This is a genomic window from Lacibacter sp. H407, from assembly GCF_037892605.1.
GTDB lineage: Bacteria > Bacteroidota > Bacteroidia > Chitinophagales > Chitinophagaceae > Lacibacter.
Genome location: NZ_JBBKTU010000001.1, coordinates 106,732 through 119,828, shown reverse-complemented (window position 1 = coordinate 119,828; position 13,097 = coordinate 106,732). Strand labels below are relative to the sequence as shown.

Here is a 13,097-nt window from a genome sequence, read left to right as displayed (position 1 = left end):
TCCAACATTCATGTAAAGCGCTATGTAAGCCAGTGGAAAAACCCACCACATGAAACCTGGACAGTTTATAATTATCTGCTTATCTCTAACTGCTTTTTTTATTTCACAGAAAAGCGAGGGGCAAACTATATCCGGTACAAACCTCAATAGATATTATAAGGCAACAGCCATTATAAACAACGGCACTCACAATACTTATTCATATTCAGGTATTACATTAGAAAGTATAACAGGGCTGTCAACCGGCGATCGTGTGCTGATTATACAAATGAAGGGAGCTACGATTAATCAAGCAAACAATTCAAATTATGGAAACATTAGTTCCATTGCAAATACCGGTAAATACGAGTTCTCATCTATCTGCGGGTTTTTAAATAATACTATTGTTTTAAGTAATCATCTTCTTCATGATGATTATGACGTATCAATGGTTCAGGTGGTACGTGTTCCCGTTTTCAATCAAGACATTTTTGTAACGGGTACTTTATCTCCAACTCCATGGAATGCATCAACGGGTTTGGGAGGTGTATTGGCATTTGAAGTAAATGGAACTTTGTCACTGGCTGCAAATATTAATGCAGATGGGGCAGGATTTACAGGAGGATCGCTTGTTCGTTTTTCAGAATGTGTGTTCACAAGTTCAGCGTTTAGCTATGCAATTAACGCAGGTACCTTAGATGACTGGACAAATGGCGCATATAAAGGCGAGGGGTTGAATGTTACAAATATAAATTACGAGGGCGGAAAGGGTAAGCAATCCAATGGAGGCGGGGGGGGTAATAATCACAATACAGGTGGAGGTGGAGGAGGTAACTATGGAGGTGGCGGACGTGGTGGCATGCAAGATAATCCTACGGGTTGTTCAGGCACTCATTTTGGAATTGGAGGAGCTTCTCTCGACATTTATGGTTACGATACAAGTATGAACAAAATTTTCTTAGGTGGGGGAGGAGGTTCTGGACACGCAAACAATGCAGAAGGTACTCCCGGTGGAAATGGTGGGGGTATTATCTATATTAAATCCAATCAAATTATCGGTAATTCTTATACTATTTCAGCAAATGGCTCTCAAGGTTTAAATGCCGGAGTAAATCCCTCAAATGCGTCCAAGGGAGATGGTGGAGGTGGTGGTGGAGGCGGAGGGACCGTTTTATTGAATGTAACAAGTTATTCAGGTAGTGTAACAATAGAGGCAAAAGGTGCGAATGGAAATAATTCCGGCTTTCAGGCACAATGTCCTGGACCGGGCGGAGGTGGAGGTGGGGGAATAATTTGGTATGCTGGTGCCGTTCCTCCCACAACAAACGTAATTGGTGGAAGTGCCGGAACAATAACAAGTACTTCAACTTGTAATGGCGGAACAAACGATGCAGCTTCCGGCAGCCCAGGCCTTGTCAAATCAGGTTTTGTTGCCCCCCAAGGAACCAACACCATCAACTGCTCTATTTTGCCACTTGATCTGTTGAAACAATTTAGTGGTAAACGACACGGTGGATCAATACGACTCAACTGGACATTCACGAATGTTGATAATGTTCAGAAAGTTATTTTGGAACGAAAAACAGGTAATGAACAGTTCAAAAAAGTTACTGAACAATTTCATCCATCAACAGTAAATGGTTTTTATACGGATGAAGAAATTAACTCAAATGCTACTTATCGACTTATAGTTTATGCGTTGAGCGGCGAACGTCAATATTCGAATCATGTATTTTTTGAAACAGGCGTAGCGAAAACGTTCAATCTTTATCCAAATCCTGCAACCAGTGAAGTAACAATCCAACTGCCTGCAAATGTCAATGGCAGAGCTGGAATTGTTGTGACAGATGTTAACGGAAGACGGGTACAAACGCAGCAAATAATAATACCAGCATCTCAAACAAACACAAAACTTGATTTGAAAGATTTACCTGCGGGTATTTATCATCTTCGTTTAGAAATTAATGGCGAAGTTTATTCTGCTAAACTGATCAAACAATAATCAATTCACCATCAACAATTGAATCGTTTCCGGACTTTGCTGTTTCAACTCAATAGTTTTCCCGGCAGTAAGTTTTTCAATGATCTCATTGTTGTAATGGCGGATGCTGAGCAGTGTTAAGCCTTTCTCCACCTGCACATCAAATTCTTGTGATGCTGCCAATGCAAGCTTTTCAATTTTATCGCTGCGATCGTCCAGGCAGAGTTGTAAACTCACAGCATGTGTTTGAATGAGGTTGGGTTTGATGTGGAGCTTCGCCATCATTTCATACAAGTCACTCATCGGTTGTTCACCAATGAACGAAAAATCTTTTGTGTGCAATTGCAGCAACACCTGGTTTTGTTTCACAACAATGATCGGTGGCAGATTTTTTACGGAATGATTGTGGATCACCGTGCCGGGTAACGAAGCATCAGCAAAACATTTTACGTACAACGGAATATTTTTATTCTGTAACGGTTTGATGGTTTTTGGATGAATTACCTGTGCGCCATAATAAGCCATCTCGATCACTTCATCATAATTCAACTCACTGATGTATTGTGCATCGGCAAATTGTTTAGGGTCAGCATTCATCACTCCTTTTACATCTTTCCAAATAGAAACACTTTCTGCATCGAGCATATAAGCAAATACGGCTGCTGAATAATCACTTCCTTCCCTGCCCAGTGTAGTGCTTTCGTTTTCATCGGTGCAACCAATAAAGCCTTGTGTAACCACAATATTGTTTGTAGCAAACAAAGGCTTTACCAATGAATTTACCTGCTCTTGGGTGAAATCAAAATCAATGGCTGCGTCTCTAAAATTATCATCGGTGCGGAATACATCCCGCACATCGATCCATTGATTCTTCAATCCGATCTCATTTAAGTAAGCACTTACAATAGATGTGCTGAGCAATTCTCCTAAACAAACGATCTGATCGTAATAATAATCGTATTCACGAACAGGCTGATCGTACAATAACCATTCTATTTCGGTAAAGAAATTATTGAACTGCTCCATCAATGGGTTAAAATGAGTAACCAGTAAATACTTGGCTTCATCCAGGTGCTGCAGTTTCACCGCCCGGAATAATTGCAGTGCTTCCTCTTTCTTTCCGGCAAAAAATGCTTCGGCTACTTTTTCGAGTGCATTGGTGGTTTTGCCCATGGCCGAAATAACGATCATCAATTGCTCATCGGGAAATTGCTGAACAATGCGGCCAAGGTTCTGTACTTTTTCATAGTTGCTTACGCTGGCACCACCGAATTTGAAAACCTGCATGCTGTGTTTTAGAATTTGCTGGCAAAGATAGGGCTGGTTCTTATCTGCCCAATTGAAAGTCTCAACCTGTAGCATCTGGGCTGACATCTACTCATAAATAGCTGGCTAAGAGCGCCAGTACTGCTTCATCCGACCATAATGCAGGATGGTATCTGCCAATTTTTCACATCCACCCCCCATGGCATTATCATTGAGTAATATCAGTGAACTTAAAAAACAATCCAGATCATGGGAAAGATTATAGGAATCGACTTAGGAACTACCAATAGCTGTGTATCCGTAATGGAAGGGGCAGAACCGGTAGTAATTGCAAACGATGAGGGCCGTCGTACAACCCCGTCAATCGTAGCTTTTCTGAAAAATGGTGAACGTAAAGTGGGTGATCCGGCGAAGCGTCAGGCAATCACAAACCCTGTTAATACCATCAGTTCAGTAAAACGTTTTATGGGCCGCCAGTTTAACGAGGTAGGCGAAGAAATTAAACATTGGAGCTATAAAGTAGCTCAGGGTGACAATAATACCGTTCGTATTGACATAGATGGCAGATTGTACACTCCGCAGGAAATTTCTGCGATGGTGTTACAGAAAATGAAGAAGACGGCTGAAGATTATCTCGGCCAGGAAGTAACAGAAGCGGTGATTACCGTGCCTGCCTACTTTAACGATGCCCAGCGCCAGGCTACAAAAGAAGCCGGTGAAATTGCAGGATTGAATGTTCGTCGTATTGTGAACGAACCAACTGCTGCGGCCTTGGCATATGGCTTGGATAAAAAGCACAAAGATCAAAAGATCGCCGTGTTCGATCTCGGTGGTGGTACATTTGATATTTCTGTATTGGAATTGGGCGATGGTGTATTTGAAGTAAAATCTACCAATGGTGACACACACCTTGGTGGTGATGATTTTGATAAAGTGATCATCGATTGGTTGGCTGATGAATTTAAAAATCAGGAAGCAATCGATCTTCGCAAAGATCCAATGGCGCTGCAACGTTTAAAAGAAGCAGCTGAAAAAGCAAAAGTTGAATTATCATCTTCAAGCGAAACAGAGGTTAACTTACCATATGTAACAGCAGTTGATGGTGTTCCAAAACACTTAGTGGTGAAATTAACCCGTGCAAAATTTGAAGCACTGGCCGATAAATTGTTTGAGCGTTGTTTGAAGCCATGCGAACTGGCATTGAAAGATGCAGGACTTTCTACCTCTGATATTGATGAAGTGATTTTGGTGGGTGGTAGTTCACGAATTCCGAAAGTACAGGAGATCGTTGAAAAGTTCTTTGGTAAAAAACCAAACCGTAGTGTAAATCCGGATGAAGTAGTTGCCATTGGTGCAGCTATTCAAGGTGCGGTATTAACAGGTGAGGTGAAGGATGTATTGTTGCTCGATGTTACGCCGCTCAGCTTGGGTATTGAAACCTTAGGTGGTGTAATGACAACGTTGATCCCAAGCAACACAACCATTCCTTCGAAGAAATCAGAAACATTCAGTACGGCTTCCGATAATCAACCCGGTGTTCAAATTCATATTCTGCAAGGCGAACGCCCGATGAGTAAGGATAATAAGAGTCTGGGTATTTTCAACCTTGATGGTATTCCACCGGCCCCACGTGGTGTTCCGCAAATTGAAGTAACGTTTGATATTGATGCCAATGGTTTGTTGCATGTAAGTGCAAAAGACAAAGGCACGGGTAAAGAGCAGAAGATACGTATTGAAGCAGGTAGCGGATTGACCAAAGAAGAGATCGAGAAAATGAAGACCGAGGCGAAGGCCAATGAAGCAACCGATAAAGCAGAAAAGGAAAAAGTAGAAAAGATCAATACAGCCGACAGTTTGATTTTCCAAACAGAAAAGCAACTGAAAGAGTATGGTGATAAAATTGGTGACGATAAAAAAGCACCGATCGAAGCTGCTTTAACCAAGCTGAAAGATGCACACAAAGCACAGGATGTAGCAGCGATCGATACCGCTATGACCGAGCTTAACACAGCATGGACTGCAGCCAGCGAAGAAATGTACAAAGCAACACAGGAAACGCAGGGAGCACAACCCGGTGCTGATGCCGGTCCAAGTGCAACGGCAGGTGCTGCGAACGACAATGTGGAAGATGCGCAGTTTGAAGAAGTGAAGTAAAGCACAAAGGAATTGTGCTACGATGATAAAGATGAGCCCCGACTGAGAAGTCGGGGCTTAGTTATTTTTAGAAAAATATGAAAATAAAAAGCCCGTCACTTTTCAGCAACGGGCCGTATAAAAAGAGATTCGTTTATTAGATCAGATCCAACGCTTTTGCCAGGTAATACACAATAAAAGGAAGTGTAACGGTAATGTAATTTGCATATGGGCTGATGTACAGCAGCACAAAAGCAGCTACAGAAACAAAAAACAAAATCCAGTTTAATGCAGATGATTTCTTTTCCATGCGTTGAAATTTTGGCGAAGATAAGGGAAGAAGGCAGAATAGAAAATATTCCGGTAAAGAATCAATTCAAACAAACGAACTAACAGTTTATCCACTTGTTTGAACATCACATGTTTATGCTATTGGTTATGTAAAACGATTTTTAGTATTTTGCTGCTATTCTTAACCAAAATCATAATTTTTTTTATGCGGAAATTCGCTCTTCTTCTTGTTACCCTCGTTGTAACCCTCACCTCAAATTCAGGAATTGTTTACGTACCCGGAAACGCATCCGATGCTGCTAAAGCAAGTTTCGTTGCCGCTCCTGCGAAAACAGCTGTTGCTTCAAAGCAAAAAGTTTCAAAAGGAAAGCTCTTCATGAAAGTTTTGAAAAGCAAATTTGAAAAAATTGGAAAAGCTGGTAAAAGAGCTGGGGATAAAAATAAAGTTGTTGCTGCTGTTTTAGCTTTCTTTCTTGGAGGTTTCGGGGTGCATGACTTCTATCTTGGCAATAAGCGAAATGGCTTCATTAAACTTGGATTAACGCTGATAGGCATTGCACTTTATGTAGCCGGCATAGTAGCATTTGCTGCAAGTGAGGCTGCAACACTTCCTATTCTTGCAATCATTGGTTATTTGATTATCTTAGGAGTAGGTATCTGGGCATTCGTTGATTTCATCCGAATCCTTACCGGAAGTTATGAGCCTGTTGATGGTTCTTACACCAACTAAATTTGTATATTTAATTATTATAAACCAAAAACCAAAACTCGCCATGAGAAAGTTTACAATTCTACTAGTCGCAGTTGTTTTCTCTCTTGTAACCAACGCAGGAATTATTTATGTACCTGCAAATTCAACTGACAATGTTAAAGTAGGTCAAACTGCCGTTGTTGACATTTTAAGTCAATTGGATGCTAGGTCTTTTGTTGCTTTGACTCCTGCTAAAGTTGCTGAGATGACAGGTCGGAAAATGACCCTCAATCAAAAGATCAATTTAAAGTTGGCTCAAAGACAAGTAAAAAAAGATATAAAAAAGGGACGTGATGTTAACATGACTCAAATGGCTCAAAGAGCTGGAGATGGATCCTTTAATTGGGGTGCAGCTGCTCTTGGTTTCTTCTTGGGCTTAATTGGTGTTCTGATCGTTTATCTGGCCTTTAAAAATGATAAAGAAGCCGCCAGAAAAGCCGGATGGATTGGCTTTGCTGTAGGATTAGCATTGGCGCTTATCTTTATTTTAATATAACGTTCTGATCTTTTGATAAAAAGACCCTCAGTTTTGAGGGTTTTTTTTTGCCCTCACATGGGCTTCGATTATTTTTACCACGAAACAAATTTTATATGAGCGAGAAACAGGATTTTTTAGAAGAACAACAACAGATCATTGAACAGGAAGGATTTCGCATTCAGTCTTCTGACCTCAGCCGTCCCTGGGGTGGTTTTTTTGTATTGGATGAGAGCCAGGCCGATCAGTTTATTGAAACGTATTTCCCTACCTATAAAAAAGAAGAATTGATGCTGGGCAATAAACTCAGTCCAAAAGTTTTGGTGGTAGAGCCGGGCAAACGTTTATCGTGGCAGTATCACTACCGTCGTGCTGAAATATGGCGTGTAGTTGAAGGTGAAGTAGGTGTAGTAATGAGTGAAAACGATGAAGAAACTGAAGTGAACCTGTTTGAAGCTGGTGATATTATTGTACTTAATAACGGGCAGCGTCACCGACTGGTTGGTTTGAAAGACTGGGGCGTAGTTGCAGAGATCTGGCAACATACCGATCCGGCCAATCCTTCGGATGAAGATGATATTGTTCGGTTGCAGGATGATTTTGGAAGATAAGGTTGTCAAACTTTGAATTGAATATCAGCGTTGCCAACCTTGCTACAATTATTGCTACCAAAATGCAATCAGTAAAGGTTGGCAACCCTTTTCAACACTCCACATCTTTTTTTATAGATTTTCACTAACTTAAGGCTGAATTAAACGATGAATTTATGAGAAAGGTTGCACACATTTTACAGCGTAAAGGGAGAAATGTTATTTCAGTAGAACCCGGTTTACCGGTGATCAATGCATTGCAATTGATGGCTGAAAAAAATATCGGTTCTGTAATGGTAATGGAGGCAGAGGAATATCTTGGTGTGCTGACTGAGCGTGACTATGCACGAAAAGTAATTCTCAAAGGCCGTTCATCAACCGAAACATTTGTAAAAGATATTATGACCACAGGGTTGCCACGTATTACGCCGGAAAACTCCATCGAAACCTGTATGCATATTATGAGTGAAAGCAATATCCGTTATCTGCCGGTTTTTGAAAACGATGAGGTATGCGGTATTATTTCCATTAATGATGTGGTAACTGAAACTATTCTTTCACAAAAAGAAACCATCGAACAACTGCAGAATTATATTCAATCATAGTGCATGTGGGTCGGCGACCAACATGAGCAAGGAGCTTCTTCAGACGTGCCATCGGACGGAAAAACTGCGCAACATATTTGTTCGGCAGCAGCGTTAAACAAATCATTCATTTGATGAACGGACTTTCAGTAGGTATCCACATTGTACCTTTGCAACCGCATGAAGCAACTCTCTTATCTCAATAAATATTTCTGGAAGTACAGGTGGCGGTTAACACTGGGTATCGTCTTCATTTTTATATCCAACTATTTTGCTGTGCTGGCGCCGCAGGTTACCGGTTATATTATTGATAAAGTACAGGCCTTTTTAACGGGCACAGCCAAAGAAAATATTGTACAGCAAAACGACTGGCTTGTAACACGCACTATCCAATGGATCGAAACGCTTTCATTTTCATTTACAGGAATTGTTGCGCTTTTTGGGATCATTCTGTTGATCTTCGCAGTTCTGCGTGGTTTTTTCATGTTCCTCATGCGGCAAACCATTATTGTAATGAGCCGTCATATTGAGTTTGATCAGAAAAACGAAGTGTTTCAACACTATCTCCAACTCGATACTAACTTTTATAAAACCAATGAGACCGGCGATCTGATGAATCGTATTTCAGAAGATGTCAGTCGTGTGCGGATGTACACAGGTCCGGCCATTATGTATCTCATCAACCTCATTGCATTGATTTCGTTGAGTGTGTTTTACATGGTGAAGAAAAATGCAGAACTATCCTTGTATGTATTGGCTCCCATGCCCATTCTTGCAATTACCATCTACTATGTAAATAATATCATCAATAAACGGAGTGAAGAGGTACAATCCAAATTATCTGATCTTACAACCAATGCACAACAATCATATTCAGGAATTCGTGTGATCAAATCATTCGTGCAGGAAAAAGCAATGCTTCGTTTTTTTCAGTCGAACAGCGAGCAATACCGCACCAGTGCTATGAGCTTGTATAAAACAGAAGCTATCTATTTTCCCATCATGGGTTTGATCATTGGCATCAGTACACTGCTGGTGATCTTGATCGGTGGTTTAAAATACATGGAAGGGGAGATCAATTTTGGCGACATGGCTGCCTTCATTATGTACTTGACCATGCTGGCATTTCCTGTAAGTGCCATTGGTTGGGTGGCCAGTACTATTCAACGGGCTGCAGCCTCACAGCGACGGCTAAACGAATTTCTGTTAACAAAGTCAACCATACAACCACCAGTCGATGCCATCAAACATCAGTTGCTGGGCGATATTGAATTCAATCATGTAAAATTTGTGTATCCCCATACAGGCATCGTTGCATTGGATGAGTTTAATCTCAAAATCAGGAAAGGAGAAAAGATCGCATTGATCGGCCGTACCGGTTCAGGTAAATCAACGATCGGGCAATTGTTGTTACGGTTTTACGATCCATCAAGTGGAACAATAAAAGTAGATGGCGTTGATATCAAACAGCTCGACCTGCAACGGTACCGAAGCCAAATAAGTTACGTGCCGCAGGAGGTATTTCTCTTCAGCGACAGTATTGCTAATAATATTTCGTTTGGCGGTGGTGGTGAGGTTGATCGTATTAAAATGGCAGCCACTTCAGCATCAGTACATAAGGATATTGAATCGTTTCCTGCATCATATCAAACAATGGTGGGTGAGCGGGGAGTAACGCTCAGCGGCGGACAAAAACAACGTATCTCTATTGCCCGTGCATTGGTAAAAGATCCGGGACTGATCATTCTTGACGATTGTTTGAACGCAGTAGATGCAAGAACCGAACAGGAAATACTTACACATTTATCTACTTTTCTGGAGGATAAAACCGCTATCGTAATTACACACCGCATTTTTTCATTGCTGCAGTTCGACCGGATCATTGTTATGGATGATGGACGAATTGCAGAACAAGGTACGCATGAAGAACTGCTGCAAAAGCAAGGATTGTATGCTGATCTGTACAACCGTCAGCAGTTGGAGGAAGACCGTTCCTGAGAGTGAAAAACGGGCACTGAAATGCTTTTTTGGAAAATTTTGCTAAATCGAAAAGAAATATATCTTTGTCGCTGTTTGAAAAATAGCATTGCACTAACTAAAACTTAAAACTGTGGCGTACGAAAACAACGACAAACGGATGGAAAGCATTTACAGCAAGCGGATCCGTGCCGGTAAGAGAAGAACGTATTTCTTTGATGTAAGATCTACACGTGGCAACGATTATTACCTCACCATTACGGAGAGCCGTAAGCGCTTTACAGGTGAAGGATACGACCGTCATAAGATTTTTCTGTACAAAGAAGACTTCAACAAGTTTATTAAAGGATTGAATGAAGCGGTAGATTATGTGAAAACAGATTTGATGCCTGATTTTGATTTTGATGCCTTTAATCATGACGATGCTCCTTCAAGTGGTGATGGCGAGTATGTAAATGAATCATCGAACGGCAGCAGTGTTGCAGTTGCTGAACAAGCTCCCGCTCCTGCACCGGTAGAGGTGGAGGTAGAAGAAGCACCGGCTGCTTCCGCAGATATTCCAGCCGCAGCTGCAGGCGATAACCTCGCTAACGAAGAGGTTGATAAATGGTAAGAACCAAAACCGACTGATAAAAGTAAACCCCCGACTCGTCGGGGGTTTTTAGTTTCATAACCGTACAGGAAAACCAACTTTTAATACACTTTCACCATATAAACGTAATCCTGAATTTTCTTCACCTGCTCGCTTGCGCCCATTCCTTTTACAGATGACTTCGACGGGAGCTTCAATTCAATGGTGGAATCGTCTTTCTTCAACTGATTCACGGTTTCAATAATATATTTCGACTGGATGGCAAATACTACACCATCCGCTTTTGTTTCTTTTGTACTCAGTATACCGATCACTTCACCACTCTTGTTAAATACTGGTCCACCACTATTGCCGGGATTGGCTGCAACTGCTATCTGGCAACTGAGCGTATCACCGTTAAACCCGGTTTTGGCACTCAGGTAACCTTCGCCATAAACAATTTCATTACGAGGATAACCGAGTGTGAAAATAGGTTCAGCAATATCGGTTGATGATTTGCGGATACCATACGGCAGTGTTCCAAGTGATTTATAATCTTTATCAACGATCTTCAAAATGGCGATATCTTTCGACTCATCCACTTTTACAATGATCGCTTTAAATTCAGCACCCTTACTGTTCAACACGATAATTCCTTTTGCGTTCCGTAACACGTGTGCGTTGGTAACCAGATAACCCTTGCCATCAACCAAAAAAGCAGAACCGCTTTCTTTAATTACAGCGCCGGGTTCCAGTTTACTGATAACTGTGTTGATCTTATTGTCTTGTTGAAGTTGCTTGCGTTCAAGATTGTCAACTTTTTTACTGAGATCAGTAAGTGCCTTCGTATTGTTTTTTGGACCAAGTAACAACGTCATTCCGCTTATGCTCAATGCAGTAATACCGGCAATAGAAGCTGCAATAGTGATGGTACGTTTGTAACGCTTCCACATGTTTACCACCTTGGCGCCGGTTGACAATACTTCTTCCTGTATTGCACCATCCTGCAGCAATTGGTTGTGTACCTCATGCAGGGAATGTTTCATTTCACGGATGCCACCATAGCGGTTGATCTGCTGCAGAAAAAAAGAATGTTCTACCACCATTTGATCAACTTCCTGGCTAGTTTGCCGGAGCTGCTCAAACATAGCTTTCTCTTCAGCGTTCATTTCACCGTTGAGGTATCGCTCAGTTGCATCTAATAATAAAATTTCATCCATCTTCAATCCGCTTTTTTATATTGAGCAAAGAATAATTTCTTTAACCGCATCAAACACTTGTACTTCTGGTTCTTGGCGTTATCGGCGTTGGTATAGCCAAACTCTGCAGCAATGTCCAGCATTTGTTTTTTCTGGATGTAATAGGCTTCGAGTAAGCTTTTACAAGGTTCACCTAAATGGGTCATTGCCTTTTCCATCACACCAAAAGCTTCATTTTTACGCTCATGCTCTTCCAACTCTTCCTCCACCGGTACTACTTCTTCGAGACTTTCAACCGGGGCACCAAATCGCTGCAATTGCTGTAACCGTTTCAACCAAAGCCGCCTGCAAACCGAATAAACATAAGTCTTTATCTGGCAGTTCAGCTCCAATTGTCCATCTTTTGCCTTCTCAAAAAGAACGATCATGGCTTCCTGAAAAACATCCCTTGCATCGTCGGTTGTACCATTATTATTAAGTATAAACGCCTGAACCATACTATAGTTCTGCTTATACAAGGTTTCAACTGCCTTTCTGTCGTTCCGGGCCAATCCTTCCAGTAATTCCGATTCGTTTATCTCAGGTTTCACGATGTCTGTTATTTTAATACCCAAACGGGCAAATTGTAACCCAAAGAACGGCTAAAAATATTTTTTAAAAAAACCGGGTTACCTTTTTCCGCTTCCTGTATTAATCCCTGATAATTATCTTAAACTTTAAAAATTAGAAAGAATGAAAAAGGTTTTATTAGCGTTCGCTATTCTCGGTTTTGTAGCTTGTAACAATGAAGGTGACAAAGTTGAAGCAACTGATTCTACAACTGCTCCTGCTGTTGATTCAGTAGCTGCTCCAGTTGATTCAGTAGCTGCTCCAGTTGATTCTGTTGCTGCTCCTGCTGTTGATTCAACTGCAAAGTAATTTCAGTATAGGATTTCGGTGAAGAGTGAATACCCAGCTTGCCGGGGATAGAGAAATCCGAATAAGATTTTCATATGGCAAGCAATCGTTAACGGCCGTTCCATTCCTGGAATGGCTTTTTTCGTGCCCTGAAACAACCTTTTTTATTCCAACTAACTATTAAGCAGAGATAGTTCCTGAACATGCTCCAAACGGTTGCACAGATTTTTTTTACGACTAACACTTGTTTTATGCGTTCCCTGCTTTACTTTTGATTCGATGACAATCAACAAAGGATACCGTTTCTTTTATTTTAGCTTCTTTTATTTTAGAATGAAGCCGGGAATCCTGTTGTTGAAAGTGAACTAAACGAACGAAACGAATCAACATAAAGAATCCCGGC

Annotated in this window: 13 protein-coding genes; 9 read left to right on the top strand and 4 right to left on the bottom strand. The window is 41.2% G+C overall.

The window, feature by feature from the left end; all coding sequences use genetic code 11:
* The first annotated feature begins 49 nt into the window (after positions 1-49).
* The gene (locus WG989_RS00545) at positions 50-1,981 is read left to right on the top strand and encodes a T9SS type A sorting domain-containing protein (protein ID WP_340426567.1); all 1,932 of its coding nucleotides are present in this window, start codon (positions 50-52) and stop codon (positions 1,979-1,981) included.
* On the opposite strand, the gene WG989_RS00540 is transcribed toward WG989_RS00545, so the two are convergent.
* Positions 1,982-3,247, bottom strand: a complete 1,266-nt coding sequence (locus tag WG989_RS00540) for an aspartate kinase (RefSeq protein ID WP_340426566.1) — start codon at positions 3,245-3,247, stop codon at positions 1,982-1,984. It lies immediately after the preceding gene.
* Between the two features lie 228 nt (positions 3,248-3,475).
* On the opposite strand from WG989_RS00540, the gene dnaK reads away from it, so the two are divergent.
* Complete coding sequence (dnaK, locus tag WG989_RS00535) at positions 3,476-5,380, top strand: molecular chaperone DnaK (protein WP_340426565.1); 1,905 nt, start codon at positions 3,476-3,478, stop codon at positions 5,378-5,380.
* Positions 5,381-5,516: 136 nt separating this feature from the next.
* Here dnaK and WG989_RS00530 read toward each other — a convergent pair whose 3' ends face one another.
* Positions 5,517-5,669: a hypothetical protein gene (locus WG989_RS00530; protein WP_340426562.1), complete on the bottom strand. Its 153-nt coding sequence runs from the start codon at positions 5,667-5,669 to the stop codon at positions 5,517-5,519.
* A gap of 186 nt (positions 5,670-5,855) precedes the next feature.
* On the opposite strand from WG989_RS00530, the gene WG989_RS00525 reads away from it, so the two are divergent.
* The 6 genes from WG989_RS00525 (at position 5,856) to WG989_RS00500 (ending at position 10,640) form a co-directional block, all read left to right on the top strand.
* Positions 5,856-6,380: a TM2 domain-containing protein gene (locus WG989_RS00525; protein ID WP_340426561.1), complete on the top strand. Its 525-nt coding sequence runs from the start codon at positions 5,856-5,858 to the stop codon at positions 6,378-6,380.
* Positions 6,349-6,897 (top strand): hypothetical protein, encoded by a 549-nt coding sequence (locus WG989_RS00520; protein ID WP_340426560.1) that lies wholly within the window; start codon positions 6,349-6,351, stop codon positions 6,895-6,897. Before WG989_RS00525 ends, WG989_RS00520 begins: the two co-directional genes overlap by 32 nt.
* 95 nt (positions 6,898-6,992) lie before the next feature.
* Positions 6,993-7,487, top strand: coding sequence for a cupin domain-containing protein (locus WG989_RS00515; protein ID WP_340426559.1), 495 nt, complete (start codon positions 6,993-6,995; stop codon positions 7,485-7,487).
* Positions 7,488-7,642: 155 nt separating this feature from the next.
* On the top strand, positions 7,643-8,071 hold the full coding sequence (locus tag WG989_RS00510; protein ID WP_340426558.1) for a CBS domain-containing protein: 429 nt from the start codon (positions 7,643-7,645) through the stop codon (positions 8,069-8,071).
* Positions 8,072-8,230: 159 nt separating this feature from the next.
* Positions 8,231-10,048 carry an ABC transporter ATP-binding protein gene (locus tag WG989_RS00505; RefSeq protein WP_340426556.1) on the top strand — a complete coding sequence of 606 codons (1,818 nt, stop codon included), beginning with the start codon at positions 8,231-8,233 and terminating at the stop codon, positions 10,046-10,048.
* Between the two features lie 112 nt (positions 10,049-10,160).
* Complete coding sequence (locus WG989_RS00500) at positions 10,161-10,640, top strand: DUF3276 family protein (RefSeq protein WP_340426555.1); 480 nt, start codon at positions 10,161-10,163, stop codon at positions 10,638-10,640.
* Positions 10,641-10,720: 80 nt separating this feature from the next.
* Here WG989_RS00500 and WG989_RS00495 read toward each other — a convergent pair whose 3' ends face one another.
* Complete coding sequence (locus WG989_RS00495) at positions 10,721-11,818, bottom strand: S1C family serine protease (protein WP_340426554.1); 1,098 nt, start codon at positions 11,816-11,818, stop codon at positions 10,721-10,723.
* A gap of 2 nt (positions 11,819-11,820) precedes the next feature.
* Complete coding sequence (locus WG989_RS00490; protein WP_340426553.1) at positions 11,821-12,387, bottom strand: RNA polymerase sigma factor; 567 nt, start codon at positions 12,385-12,387, stop codon at positions 11,821-11,823.
* Positions 12,388-12,529: 142 nt separating this feature from the next.
* Between WG989_RS00490 and WG989_RS00485 the strand changes: the two genes are divergently transcribed.
* Positions 12,530-12,715 carry a hypothetical protein gene (locus tag WG989_RS00485; RefSeq protein ID WP_340426552.1) on the top strand — a complete coding sequence of 62 codons (186 nt, stop codon included), beginning with the start codon at positions 12,530-12,532 and terminating at the stop codon, positions 12,713-12,715.
* Positions 12,716-13,097: the final 382 nt, after the last annotated feature.

Excerpts from the sequence above, each read along its gene's own strand:
- WG989_RS00545 (WP_340426567.1), top strand. The coding sequence starts at position 50 with ATGAAACCTGGACAGTTTATAATTATCTGCTTATCTCTAACTGCTTTT.
- WG989_RS00540 (WP_340426566.1), bottom strand. The coding sequence starts at position 3,247 with ATGCAGGTTTTCAAATTCGGTGGTGCCAGCGTAAGCAACTATGAAAAA.
- dnaK (WP_340426565.1), top strand. The coding sequence starts at position 3,476 with ATGGGAAAGATTATAGGAATCGACTTAGGAACTACCAATAGCTGTGTA.
- WG989_RS00530 (WP_340426562.1), bottom strand. The coding sequence starts at position 5,669 with ATGGAAAAGAAATCATCTGCATTAAACTGGATTTTGTTTTTTGTTTCT.
- WG989_RS00525 (WP_340426561.1), top strand. The coding sequence starts at position 5,856 with ATGCGGAAATTCGCTCTTCTTCTTGTTACCCTCGTTGTAACCCTCACC.
- WG989_RS00520 (WP_340426560.1), top strand. The coding sequence starts at position 6,349 with ATGAGCCTGTTGATGGTTCTTACACCAACTAAATTTGTATATTTAATT.
- WG989_RS00515 (WP_340426559.1), top strand. The coding sequence starts at position 6,993 with ATGAGCGAGAAACAGGATTTTTTAGAAGAACAACAACAGATCATTGAA.
- WG989_RS00510 (WP_340426558.1), top strand. The coding sequence starts at position 7,643 with ATGAGAAAGGTTGCACACATTTTACAGCGTAAAGGGAGAAATGTTATT.
- WG989_RS00505 (WP_340426556.1), top strand. The coding sequence starts at position 8,231 with ATGAAGCAACTCTCTTATCTCAATAAATATTTCTGGAAGTACAGGTGG.
- WG989_RS00495 (WP_340426554.1), bottom strand. The coding sequence starts at position 11,818 with ATGGATGAAATTTTATTATTAGATGCAACTGAGCGATACCTCAACGGT.
- WG989_RS00485 (WP_340426552.1), top strand. The coding sequence starts at position 12,530 with ATGAAAAAGGTTTTATTAGCGTTCGCTATTCTCGGTTTTGTAGCTTGT.